Raw genomic sequence first — 16794 nt, forward strand, 5'->3', positions numbered from 1 at the left:
AGTATGACTACCTGCACTCCGCGCGCGGCATGGGGAAACCTGCTGCGTCGTCTCCATTTCTACGTCGGGCTATTTGTTGGCCCGTTTATCTTCTTCGCCGCGCTGACCGGTACGCTGTACGTGGCGACCCCGCAGCTCGAGAATGCGCTCTACCGGCACGCGCTCCATACGGATTCCGTGGGCGAGCCGAAGCCGCTGGCGGAACAAATCGCCACGGCGGAAAAGGCCGTTGGCTCAGATTTGCGTTTGCACGCCGTTCGCCCGGGGCTGGTTGAAGGTGAAACCACCCGCGTGATGTTTGCTGACCCGACGCTGGGGCCCTCGGAAAACCGGGCGATCTTTATTGATCCGGTAAGCCTGGCGGTGCGGGGGGATATGACGGTGTACGGCACCAGCGGGATTTTACCGCTGCGTCAGACCATTGATTATCTGCATACTTCTCTGATGCTGGGCGATATCGGGCGGCTCTATAGCGAACTGGCCGCTTCCTGGATGTGGGTGGCCGCACTGGGAGGGATTGCCCTGTGGTTTTATACGCGACCAAAACGCCGGATTAACAATCGCTTCCAGAACCGCCGTCGGGTGCATGTGACGCTCGGCTGGATATTACTGGGGGGCATGCTGCTCTTCTCTGCAACCGGCCTGACCTGGTCCCAGTGGGCGGGGGGGAATGTTGATAAGCTGCGCGCTGAGTTGAACTGGCTAACCCCGCAGGTGAATACGACGCTATCCGGCGTGCCGGAGAGCGTGGATGAGCACGCCGAACACCGTGGCCATCACGGCGGAATGATGATGCCGGAAATGGCGATGGATCTGACTCGGTTTGACGGTGTGTTAAGCGCGGCGCGTAAAGCGGGGATTGATGCCAACAGGCTGGAGATCCGCCCGGCGAAAACAATGGATCGCACATGGACAGTGACGGAAATCGACCGCAGCTGGCCGACTCAGGTGGACGCCGTTGCGGTTGATCCCGGTACGATGCAGATCCTCGACAGAACCCGATTCGAGGACTTCCCGCTCATGGCAAAACTGACCCGCTGGGGCGTGGATTTCCATATGGGGATCTTATTCGGGCTGGTGAATCAGCTGCTGCTCGTTGCTTTCGGCCTTGCCCTGTGCGTGCTTATCATCTGGGGATACCGGATGTGGTGGATGCGTCGTCCGGCACAGTCGGTAATGAGTCCGGTGCAGACGCTTTCTCAGAGCTGGCTGGCGCTGTCAGGGTGGGGAAGAGGTGTTACCGTGGTCATCAGCGCACTGCTGGGTCTGGCTTTGCCTGTGATGGGCGTGAGTCTGGCGCTGTTTGTTCTGATTGACTGGCTGCGCTGGCGAGCGGCAACAGGCGTGTCGCTCACCGAATCATCCGCTAAATAATCCTATGGCGCGCTGATAACCACTGACACCCGGCGGTTTTCAGCGCGCCCTTGTGCAGTGCTGTTGCTCGCAATCGGATATTTTTGGCCTAATCCCCGGGTGGTGAGATTGCTGCGCGGGATATTCGCGCCCTTCGCCCACGCGTCGGCCACGGCATTGGCGCGTTTTAACGACAGGGCTTCGTTGTAGCTTGCTTCACCGTAATTATCCGTATGGCCGTCCATTCGCGCGTGATTCAGGCCAGTTTTCGCCAGACGAGAGGCCATGGACTGGATCTGTGTTTCACTTTCCGGACGCAGTCTGGCGTCATTCTTATCAAAGAGGATGGTGTCCGACATACCAAGCGACCAGTCGCCGTTCAGTTCGTTAAAACCGTATGACTTCATCGCCGCGATTTGCTCAGGAGTAAATTTGCCCTGGGGCGGCGACTGACAGCCTGCCAGAACCAGTGAGGCCATAATTAACGGCGCGAAGTAACGTTTTAACATAGTGTATCCTTTCTAACTTATTGTTTTCGTACGCTGGTTTTTAACCTGGTACATGTTGCGGTCAGCCCTCTCCAGTAATGCTTCCACGGAAGCATTTTCCCACGCCAGAGCAAAGCCAATGCTGAGTGACATCGATGCTTTTTGTCCGTTATGCAGATCAAACGGACGGATAAACTGCTGCGCTAGCGCAGCACAAATGTGTTGAACCTCTGGTTCAGAATGCACCCCGTACAGCACCATGGCAAATTCGTCACCGCCAAGGCGGTAGGACTGATGGCGTTTCTCGCCAAATTCCATCATCCTGCTGGCGACTTCAATCAGCACGCAGTCTCCTGCCGCGTGTCCCCAGGTGTCGTTAATAAACTTAAAATTATCACCGTCGAGAAAGAGCAGGGCCGAGTTTGTTTTTGCCGAGGGGTCATTCATTAATGCCGCAATACTGTTACGAAACGCAGCGCGGTTAGCAAGACCGGTGAGCGGGTCGTGCATGGCGGTACGAAGCAACTGAGCGTTTTTCGCCTGGAGCTTAAGCTGCCACTCCTCCATCTCGTCCAGCAGGCTGTTAAAGTCTTCTCCAAACTGATGGAATTCTTCAATGCGCCCATCTTTCACCCGACGGGAAAAGTTGCGATTGGTGCGGACGTCATGCACAACGTCGGTGATATTTTGCAGCGCCGTGACCATGCCGCGGTGCAGAGACTGGGTAATGGTGAGAGCGACGACGGTTGCAAAAAGAATACAGCCGGTGAGGACGGCAAACGACATCCAGATGAAATGGCTGATAAGGCTGTCACGCGCGGTAAGACGTATTTCACCTATCTTCGCGCCGTTGTGCAGGATGGGCTGCGCAACCGGAACGGGGAAAAGCCAGCGGCTGACCAGCGCCCCCAGCGTGTCGTTATTATCCTTCGGGTTCCAGGACCAGTAGGCAAAGCGCTTTTTATGCCCGTTGATGACTTCTGCTACGGCAAACTGCCCCTGCTTACCCAGCGCAGCGAGCGTTTCGTTGGCCGCCAGTGAATCGTTGAAAACCAGAGAGGCTTCAAGGCTGTGGCTCATTGTGGCGCCGGTTAATTCGAGATTTTTTTGCGCGTATTGTTTTAATGTTACGACCGAGGCAAAACAGAGCAACAGCCATATTAACGTCATTGTGATGATGACGCTTATCATGCTGTTTCGCCTCAGCGTTCTTTTAAAGGTCGGACGCTGCGTCGAGATGAAATCTTTATCCATGCTGCTTATTCCGTGCAAGCATCAATACATCCGGGTTAACCCTGACGCCACTGCGTGTCAACGCATCCAGATTGACGGAAAATCGCACCTGGCCACGATCGATTATCAGGCAAAAGGCGCTGCCAATAACACATTCCGGATTTTGCTCTGAGATTAATAGCAATGCTCTGCCCTGATATTGACTTATTAATTCAAGTTGTTTCGCAGGTGGTTCAGTCCCGAAATAAACAGCATCGCATGTCGCGGCCAGGGCTTCCCGATCGTTACGTACAATAACGGGGGTATAAGGTAACTCGTTATGCCCCTGGTTTTCGCTGAGCGCGTGCGTATAGTGAGAAGTGGCATAGATGCAGAGTTTAGGCTGACCGGAAAGCGACGGCCATCGCGTATAGCTCACTATGCCTGAGACAATAGAACGTACCGATTTATCTGTCTCCGAGAGCGCGCCTGCCATCGCCGGGCCCACCATAAGGAACAGCATTAGCACCAGAGTGAGTCGGAACAAAGAGTTCAAGTATAAATTTCTCACCAGAATCCGCCGTACCGCTCCGGAAATAGATGTCCTTAAGAGTTGCGGGCAGAATACCATTGTTTATCAGAACCGTCATTATGTCAGAAATAGCTCATGGCTGACCTAAGCTAAATCCTACAGTTGTTTATTTTCCAAAGAATAAAAGCAGACTTAATTAAGCCTGCTGGAACGCATACTTTCATCCATTCCTTTTTGCCATGACGCATGCAGTTTCGCTGCATTTTCAACAGTATCACAACTGGCTGGATAAGATTTGCCCGCTAATCCCCATGCATGAATAAAGCCTTCTTCACACACTTTTTTCTGACCATCAGCATAGCCGCGAAGATATTCATTATGATCGACGTGGGGGTCGTTAAAACTATCGGCCAGGGTCTGATTATCTTTAACCGGCAGGCCATTTATGGCGTCTTCTTTACCCGCGCTGAACCAGTCCGGGCTCGTCCAGTTGGGCTGGAAAGTGTAAGGATTAATCTGACAGCCCGATAAAAACAGCGACAGCAGGACGAAAGCAATTGATCGCATAACCCTTCTCCTTTTTCTTCAGCATAGCCTGGCGGGAGAAATTTAGAGTGTAATTTAAACTTTACGATTTTAGCGGCTGATTTTTGCCTTTATTGTGCTAATGTAAACTAATGTGTACGTATTTTGGATTGAAATGTTTACTTTTTATGGTATCGTGGTTTCACCTCACTGAGGAAAACAACTATCGCAAACGAGCTTTACAGGATCGCTATCATGCAAAAAGACGCGCTGAACAACGTACATATCACTGACGAACAGGTTTTGATTACCCCGGATCAACTGAAAGCGGAGTTTCCGCTGAGCGCCGCGCAGGAGGCTCAGATCGAGCACTCTCGCCAGACCATTTCTGACATTATCGCTGGCCGCGATCCGCGCCTGCTGGTGGTTTGTGGTCCTTGCTCTATTCACGATCCTGAAACCGCCATTGAGTATGCGCGTCGATTTAAAGCATTAGCGGAGGAGGTCAGCGATAGCCTCTACCTGGTGATGCGCGTCTATTTTGAAAAGCCACGCACGACGGTTGGCTGGAAAGGATTGATCAACGATCCGCACATGGATGGCTCGTTTGATGTGGAAGCAGGCCTGAAGATTGCGCGTCGCCTGCTGGTGGAACTGGTCAGCATGGGGCTGCCGCTGGCAACCGAAGCGCTGGATCCAAACAGCCCGCAATACCTGGGCGATCTGTTTAGCTGGTCCGCAATTGGTGCGCGTACGACTGAATCGCAAACCCACCGTGAGATGGCGTCTGGCCTGTCGATGCCGGTTGGCTTTAAAAACGGTACCGATGGCAGCCTGGCGACAGCGATCAACGCCATGCGCGCCGCCGCCATGCCGCACCGCTTTGTTGGGATCAACCAGGCGGGCCAGGTGTGCCTGCTGCAAACGCAGGGCAACCCGGACGGTCATGTGATCCTGCGCGGCGGTAAAGCGCCAAACTACAGCCCGGCGGACGTGGCGCAGTGTGAAAAAGAGATGGAACAGGCGGGACTGCGTCCGGCACTGATGGTAGATTGCAGTCATGGTAATTCGAATAAAGATTACCGTCGCCAGCCAGCGGTTGCGGAATCCGTGGTCGCACAGATCAAAGACGGAAACCGTTCGATTATCGGCCTGATGATTGAGAGCAACATTCATGAAGGTAATCAGTCATCAGAACAGCCGCGCAGCGCGATGAAGCACGGCGTCTCCGTGACGGATGCCTGCATCAGCTGGGAAACCACCGATGCGCTGCTGCGTGAGATCCATAAAGATTTAAGCGGCCAGCTGGCGACGCGTCTGGCTTAAGAGGGTAGTTATGGTTGCTGAATTGACCGCACTGCGCGATCAAATTGATGAAGTGGATAAGGCGCTGCTGGACCTGCTGTCGCGCCGCATGGCGCTTGTTGCTGAAGTCGGTGAGGTGAAAAGCAAATACGGCCTGCCGATTTACGTCCCGGAGCGCGAAGCCTCAATGCTGGCCTCCCGTCGTAAAGAGGCGCAGGCGCTGGGCGTTTCGCCGGATTTGATTGAAGATGTTCTGCGTCGCGTGATGCGGGAATCCTATTCCAGCGAAAACGACAAGGGCTTTAAAACCCTCTGTCCGTCCCTGCGTCCGGTGGTTATTGTTGGCGGAGCAGGGCAGATGGGGCGTCTGTTCGAGAAAATGCTGACGCTTTCTGGCTATCAGGTGCGCATTCTGGAAAAAGAGGATTGGGCACAAGCACCGGAACTGATGAAAGATGCCGGAATGGTTATCGTCAGCGTGCCGATCCACGTGACGGAGCAGATCATCGGGAAGCTTCCTCCTTTACCAAAAGACTGCATTCTGGTGGATCTGGCTTCCGTTAAAAACGGTCCTCTGCAGGCGATGCTGGCTGCGCATACGGGCCCGGTGCTCGGGCTGCACCCGATGTTTGGCCCGGACAGCGGCAGCCTGGCAAAGCAGGTGGTGGTTTACTGCGACGGCCGTCAGCCGGAAGCCTATCAATGGTTCCTGGAACAGATTCAGGTCTGGGGCGCGAGGCTGCACCGCATCAGCGCGGTCGAGCACGATCAGAACATGGCGTTCATTCAGGCGCTGCGCCACTTTGCGACCTTTGCCTACGGCCTGCATCTGGCTGAAGAGAACGTGCAGCTTGAACAGTTGCTGGCGCTCTCTTCACCGATCTATCGTCTTGAGCTGGCGATGGTCGGGCGTCTGTTTGCGCAGGATCCCCAGCTTTACGCCGACATCATCATGTCGTCTGAAAATAACCTGGCGCTGATCAAGCGCTACTATCAACGCTTTGGCGAAGCCATTACGCTGCTGGAGCACGGAGACAAGCAGGCGTTTATCGACAGCTTCCGCAAAGTGGAGCACTGGTTCGGCGATTACGCCACGCGTTTCCAGAGTGAAAGCCGCACGCTGTTGCGCCAGGCAAATGACAGTCGCCAGTAATCCAATGATGTATATACTGAAAGCCAGCAATGCTGGCTTTTTTCATTTTGGGGAACTGTCATGGCTGAACCGCAGCTGCTGTTGAACTACACCGGGCATCTGCCCGAATGCCCGACGTGGAGCGCAGAAGAAAATGCGCTTTACTGGGCGGATATTCTGGAAGGGGAGATCCACCGCTACCACCTGCCGACGGGGGAACATACCGTGCTTTGCTTCCATGAAGAGGTGGGCTGCTTTGCCCTGCGTGAGCGAGGCGGCTTTATCGTCGCTATGCGCAACGGCATCTGGCTTGCCGATAAGCATGGGCTCCTGCAGCGCAAGGTGTGCGATAACCCCTCAAACCCGCAGCTCGCACGTTTTAATGATGGGGGTACCGACCACCAGGGGCGCTTCTATGCGGGCACGTTCTGGGGGCCGGGAGATTACAACGGTGCCCTGCTGATGCGCATCGACAATGACCTGACGCCGAAAGTGATCCAGTGCGATATTCACGGGCACAACGGCCTGGCGTTTAGCCCGGATAAGCAGTGGATGTTTACCTCAGACACGCCCAACGGTGTGATCTTCCGTACCCCGCTTGATGAGCAGGGCGAACCGGGCAGGCGCGAGGTGTTTCGTCAGTTTAATAAGGGCGAGGGGATACCGGACGGTGCGGCGATGGATGTGGAAGGCTGCTACTGGAGCGCGCTGTTTGACGGCTGGCGTATCGCGCGTTTTTCTCCACAAGGGGAGCAACTGGAAGAATACCGCATGCCGGTGCGTTGCCCGACGATGGTCTGCTTTGGCGGCGATGATATGAAAACGCTGTTCATTACCACCACGCGGGAAAATATGGATGCGGAGGAGGTGGCGAAGTATCCGCTTTCCGGAGCCGTCTTCACCCTGCCGGTTAATGTGGCAGGGATGAAGAAAAGCCGTTTTATCGAATGCTAGCTTGGATCGACCGGGACGACGTTTTCGCTCGGATAGCAGCCCAGCACTTTCATTGAACGGGTAATTTCACCCAGTTCGCGCAGGGCTTTCTGCATGGATGCAGATTCCAGGTTGGCCTGGATATCGAGGTAAAACATCTCTTCCCAAGGATTACCGTGGATTGGGCGTGATTCCAGCCTGGTCATGATCAAATTGTGGTTGCGCAGCACCAGCAGGGCTTCTACCAGCGCGCCCGCCTGCTGGCCGGTCGCCATCAGCAGCGTGGTTTTCGCCGGCACCTGGTCTGACACGTTGATTGCCTTGCGGGCCAGCACCACGAAGCGGGTGATGTTTTGCGTCTGGTTAGCAAGATTGCGTTCCAGAACCTGTAAGCCATACAGCGCGCCGCCCGCTTCGCTGCCGAGCGCAGCAACGGTTGGGGAGTTGGCTTGCGCTACTTTTTCCATTGCCGCCGAGGTGCTTTCGGTGTACTCAATTTTCCAGTTCGGATAGCGGTTCAGGAACTGGCTACACTGCTGGAAAGGCTGCGGATGGCTGTAGACCGTTTCGATCGTGTTCAGGTCCGTTGAACCGGAGACCAGCACGCAGTGATCGATAGGGATCGTCAGCTCGCCGACCAGCGACAGGCTGGTGTGCTGCAGTAAATCGTAGACGTCGTTGATGGCACCGGAACTGGTGTTTTCAATCGGCACGACGGCGTAATCCGCCTGGCCGGTCTCAACCTGGTTAAAAATATCGGCGAATTTTGCGCAGCCGCTCTCAATAAACTCTTCAAAATGACGTGCGGCATACTGGCGTGCGGCCAGATGAGAGTAGGAGCCTTTAGGCCCGAGGAAGGCGATGCGCGCCGAGTGCGGGTTGGTTTTATTGAGATGCTGCTGGAGTAGCGCTTGCTGGGTCAGAACGGAATCTTCGATGATGAGCTGGAACAGCCGGGTGATGTAGTGGGCATCGAGGTGATGCGCTTTGCCGAGCTGGATGAGACGTTCCAGCAGATCCCGCTCGCGGTCGATGTCACGGACCGGACGATGGGAGTCCAGCTTAGCTTTGCCCACTTCAACGGCGAGGGCGCGACGTTCGGCCAGCAGCGCCAGTAATTTTTCATCCAGCGCGCTGATTTTTACTCGCAGATCCAGTAACGGGTTTTCCGGTGTCATAGTGTTGCCTGTCTCATTTTATCGTTATCAATAAAAAAGGCCCCCCGGTGTGGGAGGCCTTGTTGTTCGTCTTCGCATTCTTTATCACACGACGAAACGCCTCCCGTTCAGGGGAAGGTAAAAAAGAATGCGAAGAAGAACGGCGTAAGTTTCATAAAGTCATCCTGTGATTGATACCGTTAAAGTACCCGTACTGTTTTCACCCTGTCAATAAAAAACGCGCCCGAAGGCGCGTTGGCGGTACACTCAATTTAAAGGATTACTCTTCTTCAACTTCTTCCGCGAAGCTGGCGTCTTTCACCGACGTTGCGGCGCGACGGGCTTCACCTTTGTGTTGCACTTTATTGAGCTGCCGTTCCAGCTTGTTTATCAAATCGTTAATAGCGGTGTACATATCCTCATGTTTTGCGCTGGCGACCAGATGGCCGTTTGGAGTATTGATAGTTGCGTCAGCGATGAAACCCTGGGGCTCCTTGGACAGGATGATATGTGGATTAATCAAATGTGTTTGCCATTTATCCAGTTTGGCGAGACGGTCTGCGACGTGCTGGCGAATTGCCGGAGTAATTTCCATTTGTTTACTGGTAATGTTCATTGTCATAAATTTTACCTCTTGTCTTTCCGTCTTGGTGATTCCAGCATACCCGACCTAATGTCAAAATGTGTGATTTAGATCACGTTATTTTGTCGGTTTTTGTCAGGGAATCTTTTTTGTGAGGCAGGGCAGGAAGAGATGAGATTTACCTTGTGGAAGGTACGAATTGCGGTCATAGTTGACGGGATGTGTTGAGGCTAAAGCGCTTCAGCGGATGTCTGAATTGAATAAAGAAACGGCAGCCTTCGGGCTGCCGTTTTGCATTGAAGCGATATCACGTGTTGCTGCTGTTCGCGGCGATGATTTTCGCCACTTTTTCAGCCTGAGCGGTCATCTGCATCTGACGGTAAGCATTTTCCATCAGCTTCAGGCCGTCACGCGTTGCCTGAGTATCCGGGTAATCACGCAGCATACCTTCTACGCGGTTAACCACAGCAACCCATGCGCCACGGCGGGTATAGTATTCCGCAACGGAGTATTCATATTTCGCCAGACGATCTTTCAGGAACACCAGACGTTTGGTCGCGTCGGTGACGTACTGACTGTTCGGATAGCCGCGCACCAGCTTGGAGAAATCATTGAAGGCGTCGCGCGCATGCTGCGGGTCTCGGTCGGAGCGATCTACGCCGAAGAAGCCCTGCAGGGCGCTGTCGTCCAGCGCCATGTTGGTCAGGCCGCGCATGTACATGACGTAGTCGATGTTAGGATGAGTCGGGTTCAGACGCATGAAACGATCGATAGTTGCCTGAGCCAGCGGCAGATCGGCATTTTTGTAGTAGGCGTAGATAAGATCTAACTGTACCTGCTGCGAATACGGACCAAATGGATAGCGATTATCCAACGCTTCCAGTTGCGTTATCGCCTGTTTCCAGTTACCGTCCTGCAACTTTTGTTGTGCAGTCGCATAGATTTCATTCGGCGGATTGTCAGGGACCTGTTCATTCGAACCGGAGCAGCCCACCAAAGCCAGGCTCAACGTGGCCGCTGCCACCAGATATTTCATGCGCGTCATGACGTTTTGACTTTCCTCAAATGTTTGTCCGGGAGAAACTCTGTTCCTGCTCCCGATTAAGACCAGCTACAATAGCACACTATATTAAACGGCAAAGCCGTAAAACCCAACGTTAAACAAAGAAGCAGTTTATGGCACAACGAGTAGAACTCACCGCAACAGTCTCCGAAAATCAGCTCGGTCAACGCTTAGATCAGGCTTTGGCCGAATTGTTCCCTGATTATTCGCGTTCACGTATAAAAGAATGGATCCTTGACCAGCGCGTGCTGGTAAACGGCAAGATCTGGGACAAACCAAAAGAGAAAGTGTTTGGTGGGGAAGCTGTTGCCATCAATGCTGAAATCGAAGAGGAAATCCGCTTCGAGCCGCAGGATATCCCACTGGACATCGTCTATGAAGATGATGACATTCTGGTGATCAACAAGCCGCGCGACCTGGTTGTTCATCCGGGCGCAGGGAATCCAGACGGTACGGTACTTAACGCACTTCTTCATTATTATCCGCCGATTGCGGATGTCCCACGTGCAGGCATCGTTCACCGTCTGGATAAAGACACCACCGGTCTGATGGTGGTGGCGAAGACCGTTCCCGCTCAGACCCGTCTGGTGGAGTCGCTGCAGCTGCGTGAGATTACTCGCGAATATGAAGCGGTGGCGATTGGACACATGACCGCTGGCGGCACGGTAGAAGAGCCGATCAGCCGTCACCCGACGAAACGTACCCATATGTCGGTGCATCCGATGGGTAAACCGGCGGTGACGCACTATCGCATTATGGAGCACTTCCGTATTCATACCCGTCTGCGCCTGCGCCTGGAAACCGGTCGTACTCACCAGATCCGCGTTCACATGGCGCACATTACCCATCCGCTGGTGGGGGATCAGGTGTACGGCGGTCGTCCGCGTCCGCCAAAAGGCGCGTCGGATGAGTTCATCAGCGTACTGCGTAAATTCGATCGTCAGGCGCTGCACGCGACCATGCTGCGTCTTTATCACCCGATCAGTGGTATCCAGATGGAATGGCATGCGCCTATCCCGCAGGATATGGTGGAACTCATTGATGCCATGCGTGCCGATTTCGAAGAACATAAGGATCAAGTGGACTGGTTATGACCAAACTGATTGTCCCGGAGTGGCCGCTGCCTGCAGGCGTGGCCGCCTGTAGTTCGACCCGTATTGGCGGCGTGAGCCAGGGCGCGTGGGAGTCTTTAAACCTCGGCGCACACTGTGGCGACAGCCTGGAACACGTTGAAGAGAACCGCACGCGTCTGTTTGCTGCGGGAAATCTGCCGTCGAAACCGGTTTGGCTGGAGCAGGTTCACGGCAAAGCGGTACTGAAGCTGACGGGAGAACCTTACGCTTCCAAACGCGCCGATGCTTCTTACAGTAATACGCCGGGTACGGTTTGTGCCGTAATGACCGCCGATTGTCTGCCGGTTCTGTTTTGTAACCGTGCCGGTACGGAGGTGGCAGCAGCTCACGCGGGCTGGCGTGGCTTATGCGAGGGCGTGCTGGAAGAGACCGTCGCCTGCTTCAATGATGATCCCGCCAATATCATGGCCTGGCTAGGTCCGGCGATTGGCCCTCGTGCTTTTGAAGTGGGGCCGGAGGTTCGCGAAGCATTCATGGAAAAAGATCCGCAAGCCATTGAGGCCTTCCTGCCTGCCGGGGAAAAATATCTGGCGGATATTTACCAGCTTGCCCGCCAGCGTCTGAATAATATTGGCGTAACGCAGATCTTCGGCGGCGATCGCTGTACGTTCACCGAAAAGGGTGATTTTTTCTCCTATCGCCGCGACAAGACGACGGGTCGTATGGCAAGTTTCATTTGGCTGATATAACCTAAAGAATCAAGACGATCCGGCACGTGCCGTTTTCTTTTCACATAATTCAGGTCATTAACCTTGAATAATTGAGGGATGACCTCATTTAATCTCCAGTAGCAAATTTGACCTGTTATGGGAGGAGTTATGCGTCTGGATCGTCTTACTAATAAATTCCAGCTTGCTCTCGCCGATGCCCAGTCCCTTGCACTGGGGCACGACAACCAATTCATCGAACCTCTTCATTTAATGAGCGCCTTGCTGAATCAGGAAGGGGGATCGGTACGTCCTTTATTAACGTCTGCTGGCATTAATGCTGGCCAGTTACGCACCGATATCGATCAGGCGCTGAGCCGTTTACCGCAGGTAGAAGGTACCGGCGGCGACGTTCAACCGTCGCAGGATCTGGTGCGCGTGCTGAACCTTTGCGACAAGCTGGCGCAAAAACGTGGGGACAACTTTATTTCGTCGGAGCTCTTTGTTCTGGCGGCGCTTGAATCACGCGGTACCTTGACCGACCTGCTGAAATCTGCCGGTGCGACCACCGCCAATGTGACTCAGGCGATTGAGAAAATGCGCGGAGGTGAAAGCGTGAACGATCAGGGAGCCGAAGACCAACGTCAGGCTTTGAAGAAATTTACGGTCGATCTGACCGAACGTGCCGAGCAGGGCAAACTTGACCCGGTTATCGGCCGTGACGAAGAGATCCGCCGTACGATTCAGGTACTGCAGCGTCGTACCAAAAACAACCCGGTACTGATTGGTGAGCCGGGGGTCGGTAAAACCGCCATCGTTGAAGGGCTTGCGCAGCGTATCGTAAACGGTGAAGTGCCGGAAGGGTTGAAAGGCCGCCGCGTACTGGCGCTGGATATGGGCGCGCTGGTGGCCGGGGCGAAATACCGCGGTGAGTTTGAAGAGCGTTTGAAAGGCGTGCTGAACGACCTGGCGAAACAGGAAGGCAACGTCATTCTGTTTATCGATGAACTGCACACCATGGTGGGGGCTGGTAAGGCCGACGGCGCGATGGATGCCGGGAACATGCTGAAACCTGCGCTGGCGCGTGGTGAACTTCACTGTGTCGGTGCCACTACGCTTGATGAGTATCGTCAGTACATTGAGAAAGATGCCGCTCTGGAACGTCGTTTCCAGAAGGTGTTTGTTGCCGAGCCAAGCGTTGAAGATACCATCGCGATCCTGCGTGGTCTGAAAGAGCGTTATGAACTGCACCACCATGTACAGATTACTGACCCGGCCATCGTTGCGGCGGCGACGCTTTCGCATCGGTATATCGCCGATCGTCAGTTGCCTGATAAAGCAATCGACCTGATCGATGAAGCGGCGTCGAGCATTCGTATGCAGATTGACTCGAAGCCGGAAGAACTGGACCGACTCGACCGCCGCATCATTCAGCTCAAGCTGGAACAGCAGGCGCTGAAAAAAGAGTCTGATGAAGCCAGTAAGAAACGCCTGGATATGCTCAATGAAGAGCTGGACGATAAAGAGCGCCAGTATTCTGAACTGGAAGAAGAGTGGAAAGCCGAGAAAGCCTCCCTCTCTGGCACGCAGACCATTAAAGCGGAACTCGAACAGGCCAAAATTGCCATTGAGCAGGCTCGCCGTGTGGGTGACCTGGCACGTATGTCTGAACTGCAGTACGGCAAAATCCCTGAGCTGGAGAAACAGCTTGAGATCGCCACGCAGTCTGAAGGCAAAACCATGCGTCTGTTACGTAATAAAGTTACGGATGCCGAAATTGCCGAAGTGCTCGCTCGCTGGACCGGTATTCCGGTGGCGCGCATGATGGAAAGCGAACGCGATAAGCTGCTGCGTATGGAGCAGGATCTGCATCAGCGGGTGATTGGTCAGGACGAGGCGGTTGAAGCGGTCTCCAACGCTATTCGCCGTAGCCGTGCTGGGCTTTCCGATCCAAATCGCCCGATCGGTTCGTTCCTGTTCCTGGGGCCGACCGGTGTCGGTAAAACCGAACTGTGTAAAGCGCTGGCAAACTTTATGTTCGACAGCGACGATGCGATGGTGCGTATCGACATGTCCGAGTTCATGGAGAAACACTCCGTCTCGCGTCTGGTCGGTGCGCCTCCGGGATATGTTGGTTATGAAGAGGGCGGCTACCTGACCGAAGCGGTGCGCCGGCGTCCTTATTCCGTCATCCTGCTGGATGAGGTGGAAAAAGCGCATCCGGATGTGTTCAACATCCTGCTTCAGGTGCTCGATGATGGTCGTCTGACGGACGGGCAGGGGAGAACGGTCGATTTCCGTAATACGGTCGTCATCATGACCTCGAACCTGGGTTCCGATTTGATTCAGGAACGTTTCGGTGAACTTGACTACAGCCATATGAAGGATCTGGTGCTCGGTGTGGTTAGCCATAACTTCCGTCCGGAGTTCATTAACCGTATTGACGAAGTGGTGGTATTCCACCCTCTGGGTGAAAAACACATTGCGTCGATTGCGCAGATCCAGCTGCAGCGTCTGTACAAACGTCTGGAAGAGCGTGGATATGAAATTCACATCTCCGACGATGCGCTGAAGCTGCTGAGCGAGAATGGTTACGATCCGGTTTATGGTGCGCGTCCACTGAAACGTGCTATTCAGCAGCAGATCGAAAACCCGCTGGCGCAGCAGATCCTCTCCGGAGAACTGATTCCGGGCAAAGTTATCCGTCTGGAAGCCAACGACGATCGTATTGTGGCAGTGCAGTAAGTCACAAAACGCAAAAACGAGCCGCTTGCGGCTCGTTTTTGTTTAAAAACCAGGCGAAAATTGAGGTCTGGGATGCGTTTTGCATGGAAAGTGAGCAGTCAGTAAATAATTTTCACTTTATCCTTGCAGCTTCGGAATTACTCCCTATAATGCGCCTCCACTGACACGGAACAACGGCACACACGCCGCCGGGTCAGCAGAGAACAGCGAAATAAACGCTTGACTCTGAAGCGGGAAAGCGTAATATGCACACCCCGCGCCGCAGCGAAAACGAAGCGGCACTGCTCTTTAACAATTTATCAGACAATCTGTGTGGGCACTCAAAGTGACATGGATTCTTAACGTCGCAAGACGAAAAATGAATACCAAGTCTCTGAGTGAACATACGTAATTCATTACGAAGTTTAATTCACGAGCATCAAACTTAAATTGAAGAGTTTGATCATGGCTCAGATTGAACGCTGGCGGCAGGCCTAACACATGCAAGTCGAACGGTAGCACAGAGAGCTTGCTCTCGGGTGACGAGTGGCGGACGGGTGAGTAATGTCTGGGAAACTGCCTGATGGAGGGGGATAACTACTGGAAACGGTAGCTAATACCGCATAACGTCGCAAGACCAAAGAGGGGGACCTTCGGGCCTCTTGCCATCAGATGTGCCCAGATGGGATTAGCTAGTAGGTGGGGTAACGGCTCACCTAGGCGACGATCCCTAGCTGGTCTGAGAGGATGACCAGCCACACTGGAACTGAGACACGGTCCAGACTCCTACGGGAGGCAGCAGTGGGGAATATTGCACAATGGGCGCAAGCCTGATGCAGCCATGCCGCGTGTATGAAGAAGGCCTTCGGGTTGTAAAGTACTTTCAGCGGGGAGGAAGGTGTTGAGGTTAATAACCTCAGCAATTGACGTTACCCGCAGAAGAAGCACCGGCTAACTCCGTGCCAGCAGCCGCGGTAATACGGAGGGTGCAAGCGTTAATCGGAATTACTGGGCGTAAAGCGCACGCAGGCGGTCTGTCAAGTCGGATGTGAAATCCCCGGGCTCAACCTGGGAACTGCATTCGAAACTGGCAGGCTAGAGTCTTGTAGAGGGGGGTAGAATTCCAGGTGTAGCGGTGAAATGCGTAGAGATCTGGAGGAATACCGGTGGCGAAGGCGGCCCCCTGGACAAAGACTGACGCTCAGGTGCGAAAGCGTGGGGAGCAAACAGGATTAGATACCCTGGTAGTCCACGCCGTAAACGATGTCGACTTGGAGGTTGTGCCCTTGAGGCGTGGCTTCCGGAGCTAACGCGTTAAGTCGACCGCCTGGGGAGTACGGCCGCAAGGTTAAAACTCAAATGAATTGACGGGGGCCCGCACAAGCGGTGGAGCATGTGGTTTAATTCGATGCAACGCGAAGAACCTTACCTACTCTTGACATCCAGAGAACTTAGCAGAGATGCTTTGGTGCCTTCGGGAACTCTGAGACAGGTGCTGCATGGCTGTCGTCAGCTCGTGTTGTGAAATGTTGGGTTAAGTCCCGCAACGAGCGCAACCCTTATCCTTTGTTGCCAGCGGTTAGGCCGGGAACTCAAAGGAGACTGCCAGTGATAAACTGGAGGAAGGTGGGGATGACGTCAAGTCATCATGGCCCTTACGAGTAGGGCTACACACGTGCTACAATGGCGCATACAAAGAGAAGCGACCTCGCGAGAGCAAGCGGACCTCATAAAGTGCGTCGTAGTCCGGATTGGAGTCTGCAACTCGACTCCATGAAGTCGGAATCGCTAGTAATCGTGGATCAGAATGCCACGGTGAATACGTTCCCGGGCCTTGTACACACCGCCCGTCACACCATGGGAGTGGGTTGCAAAAGAAGTAGGTAGCTTAACCTTCGGGAGGGCGCTTACCACTTTGTGATTCATGACTGGGGTGAAGTCGTAACAAGGTAACCGTAGGGGAACCTGCGGTTGGATCACCTCCTTACCTTAAAGAACCTGCCTTTG

The 16794-nt window shown here is 54.0% G+C and carries 15 protein-coding genes, 1 rRNA gene and 1 other annotated feature; of the genes, 8 read left to right on the forward strand and 8 right to left on the reverse strand.

Annotated features, from left to right (window positions below; genetic code table 11):
- The first annotated feature begins 3 nt into the window (after positions 1-3).
- On the forward strand, positions 4-1374 hold the full coding sequence (locus tag ACTJI7_RS20240) for a PepSY-associated TM helix domain-containing protein (RefSeq protein WP_192979283.1): 1371 nt from the start codon (positions 4-6) through the stop codon (positions 1372-1374).
- A gap of 2 nt (positions 1375-1376) precedes the next feature.
- Here the strand turns inward: ACTJI7_RS20240 and ACTJI7_RS20245 are convergent, their stop codons facing one another.
- The 4 genes from ACTJI7_RS20245 to ACTJI7_RS20260 all read right to left on the reverse strand — a co-directional run bounded on the left by ACTJI7_RS20245 (position 1377) and on the right by ACTJI7_RS20260 (position 4152).
- Positions 1377-1862, reverse strand: coding sequence for an OmpA family protein (locus ACTJI7_RS20245; RefSeq protein ID WP_088204855.1), 486 nt, complete (start codon positions 1860-1862; stop codon positions 1377-1379).
- Positions 1863-1874: 12 nt separating this feature from the next.
- On the reverse strand, positions 1875-3095 hold the full coding sequence (gene dgcN, locus ACTJI7_RS20250) for a diguanylate cyclase DgcN (RefSeq protein ID WP_088204854.1): 1221 nt from the start codon (positions 3093-3095) through the stop codon (positions 1875-1877).
- The gene (locus ACTJI7_RS20255; protein WP_370528543.1) at positions 3088-3549 is read right to left on the reverse strand and encodes a YfiR family protein; all 462 of its coding nucleotides are present in this window, start codon (positions 3547-3549) and stop codon (positions 3088-3090) included. The genes dgcN and ACTJI7_RS20255 overlap by 8 nt, the downstream gene beginning before the upstream one ends.
- 228 nt (positions 3550-3777) lie before the next feature.
- Positions 3778-4152, reverse strand: coding sequence for a DUF2799 domain-containing protein (locus tag ACTJI7_RS20260; RefSeq protein WP_048959075.1), 375 nt, complete (start codon positions 4150-4152; stop codon positions 3778-3780).
- Between the two features lie 213 nt (positions 4153-4365).
- Here ACTJI7_RS20260 and aroF point away from each other — a divergent pair, with 213 nt between their 5' ends.
- The 3 genes from aroF to ACTJI7_RS20275 are packed head-to-tail and all read left to right on the forward strand — an operon-like array spanning position 4366 to position 7501.
- Positions 4366-5436, forward strand: coding sequence for a 3-deoxy-7-phosphoheptulonate synthase AroF (gene aroF, locus ACTJI7_RS20265; RefSeq protein WP_041908638.1), 1071 nt, complete (start codon positions 4366-4368; stop codon positions 5434-5436).
- A gap of 10 nt (positions 5437-5446) precedes the next feature.
- A complete protein-coding gene (tyrA, locus tag ACTJI7_RS20270) occupies positions 5447-6568 on the forward strand; it encodes a bifunctional chorismate mutase/prephenate dehydrogenase (protein WP_192979282.1) in 1122 nt (373 codons plus the stop codon).
- 60 nt (positions 6569-6628) lie between these two features.
- Positions 6629-7501 carry an SMP-30/gluconolactonase/LRE family protein gene (locus ACTJI7_RS20275; RefSeq protein ID WP_192979281.1) on the forward strand — a complete coding sequence of 291 codons (873 nt, stop codon included), beginning with the start codon at positions 6629-6631 and terminating at the stop codon, positions 7499-7501.
- On the opposite strand, the gene pheA is transcribed toward ACTJI7_RS20275, so the two are convergent.
- The 4 genes from pheA to bamD all read right to left on the reverse strand — a co-directional run bounded on the left by pheA (position 7498) and on the right by bamD (position 10265).
- Complete coding sequence (gene pheA, locus ACTJI7_RS20280; protein ID WP_028014117.1) at positions 7498-8658, reverse strand: bifunctional chorismate mutase/prephenate dehydratase; 1161 nt, start codon at positions 8656-8658, stop codon at positions 7498-7500. The two genes, ACTJI7_RS20275 and pheA, sit on opposite strands and share 4 nt — an antisense overlap.
- A 30-nt stretch (positions 8659-8688) precedes the next feature.
- Positions 8689-8814: a sequence feature (Phe leader region), on the reverse strand.
- Positions 8766-8813, reverse strand: coding sequence for a pheA operon leader peptide PheL (gene pheL / locus ACTJI7_RS20285; RefSeq protein WP_100249759.1), 48 nt, complete (start codon positions 8811-8813; stop codon positions 8766-8768). It overlaps the preceding feature by 48 nt.
- 103 nt (positions 8815-8917) lie before the next feature.
- A complete protein-coding gene (gene raiA, locus ACTJI7_RS20290; protein ID WP_003863162.1) occupies positions 8918-9259 on the reverse strand; it encodes a ribosome-associated translation inhibitor RaiA in 342 nt (113 codons plus the stop codon).
- A 268-nt stretch (positions 9260-9527) separates the two neighbouring features.
- On the reverse strand, positions 9528-10265 hold the full coding sequence (gene bamD / locus ACTJI7_RS20295) for an outer membrane protein assembly factor BamD (RefSeq protein WP_023308867.1): 738 nt from the start codon (positions 10263-10265) through the stop codon (positions 9528-9530).
- 131 nt (positions 10266-10396) lie between these two features.
- On the opposite strand from bamD, the gene rluD reads away from it, so the two are divergent.
- The 4 genes from rluD (at position 10397) to ACTJI7_RS20315 (ending at position 16774) form a co-directional block, all read left to right on the forward strand.
- The gene (gene rluD, locus ACTJI7_RS20300) at positions 10397-11377 is read left to right on the forward strand and encodes a 23S rRNA pseudouridine(1911/1915/1917) synthase RluD (RefSeq protein ID WP_028014116.1); all 981 of its coding nucleotides are present in this window, start codon (positions 10397-10399) and stop codon (positions 11375-11377) included.
- The gene (gene yfiH / locus ACTJI7_RS20305) at positions 11374-12105 is read left to right on the forward strand and encodes a purine nucleoside phosphorylase YfiH (RefSeq protein ID WP_041908642.1); all 732 of its coding nucleotides are present in this window, start codon (positions 11374-11376) and stop codon (positions 12103-12105) included. The genes rluD and yfiH overlap by 4 nt, the downstream gene beginning before the upstream one ends.
- Before the next feature lie 129 nt (positions 12106-12234).
- Positions 12235-14808: an ATP-dependent chaperone ClpB gene (gene clpB, locus ACTJI7_RS20310; protein ID WP_028014114.1), complete on the forward strand. Its 2574-nt coding sequence runs from the start codon at positions 12235-12237 to the stop codon at positions 14806-14808.
- Between the two features lie 426 nt (positions 14809-15234).
- Positions 15235-16774 (forward strand): 16S ribosomal RNA (locus ACTJI7_RS20315).
- Positions 16775-16794 lie beyond the last annotated feature (20 nt).

The sequence above is a fragment of the Enterobacter sp. 22499 genome (genome assembly GCF_052044815.1).
Lineage (GTDB): Bacteria > Pseudomonadota > Gammaproteobacteria > Enterobacterales > Enterobacteriaceae > Enterobacter > Enterobacter bugandensis.

What these genes read in the sequence shown, in the direction of transcription:
- ACTJI7_RS20240 (WP_192979283.1), top strand. Translation starts at nt 4, where the DNA reads ATGACTACCTGCACTCCGCGCGCGGCATGGGGAAACCTGCTGCGTCGT.
- ACTJI7_RS20245 (WP_088204855.1), bottom strand. Translation starts at nt 1,862, where the DNA reads ATGTTAAAACGTTACTTCGCGCCGTTAATTATGGCCTCACTGGTTCTG.
- dgcN (WP_088204854.1), bottom strand. Translation starts at nt 3,095, where the DNA reads ATGGATAAAGATTTCATCTCGACGCAGCGTCCGACCTTTAAAAGAACG.
- ACTJI7_RS20255 (WP_370528543.1), bottom strand. Translation starts at nt 3,549, where the DNA reads ATGGCAGGCGCGCTCTCGGAGACAGATAAATCGGTACGTTCTATTGTC.
- ACTJI7_RS20260 (WP_048959075.1), bottom strand. Translation starts at nt 4,152, where the DNA reads ATGCGATCAATTGCTTTCGTCCTGCTGTCGCTGTTTTTATCGGGCTGT.
- aroF (WP_041908638.1), top strand. Translation starts at nt 4,366, where the DNA reads ATGCAAAAAGACGCGCTGAACAACGTACATATCACTGACGAACAGGTT.
- tyrA (WP_192979282.1), top strand. Translation starts at nt 5,447, where the DNA reads ATGGTTGCTGAATTGACCGCACTGCGCGATCAAATTGATGAAGTGGAT.
- ACTJI7_RS20275 (WP_192979281.1), top strand. Translation starts at nt 6,629, where the DNA reads ATGGCTGAACCGCAGCTGCTGTTGAACTACACCGGGCATCTGCCCGAA.
- pheA (WP_028014117.1), bottom strand. Translation starts at nt 8,658, where the DNA reads ATGACACCGGAAAACCCGTTACTGGATCTGCGAGTAAAAATCAGCGCG.
- raiA (WP_003863162.1), bottom strand. Translation starts at nt 9,259, where the DNA reads ATGACAATGAACATTACCAGTAAACAAATGGAAATTACTCCGGCAATT.
- bamD (WP_023308867.1), bottom strand. Translation starts at nt 10,265, where the DNA reads ATGACGCGCATGAAATATCTGGTGGCAGCGGCCACGTTGAGCCTGGCT.
- rluD (WP_028014116.1), top strand. Translation starts at nt 10,397, where the DNA reads ATGGCACAACGAGTAGAACTCACCGCAACAGTCTCCGAAAATCAGCTC.
- yfiH (WP_041908642.1), top strand. Translation starts at nt 11,374, where the DNA reads ATGACCAAACTGATTGTCCCGGAGTGGCCGCTGCCTGCAGGCGTGGCC.
- clpB (WP_028014114.1), top strand. Translation starts at nt 12,235, where the DNA reads ATGCGTCTGGATCGTCTTACTAATAAATTCCAGCTTGCTCTCGCCGAT.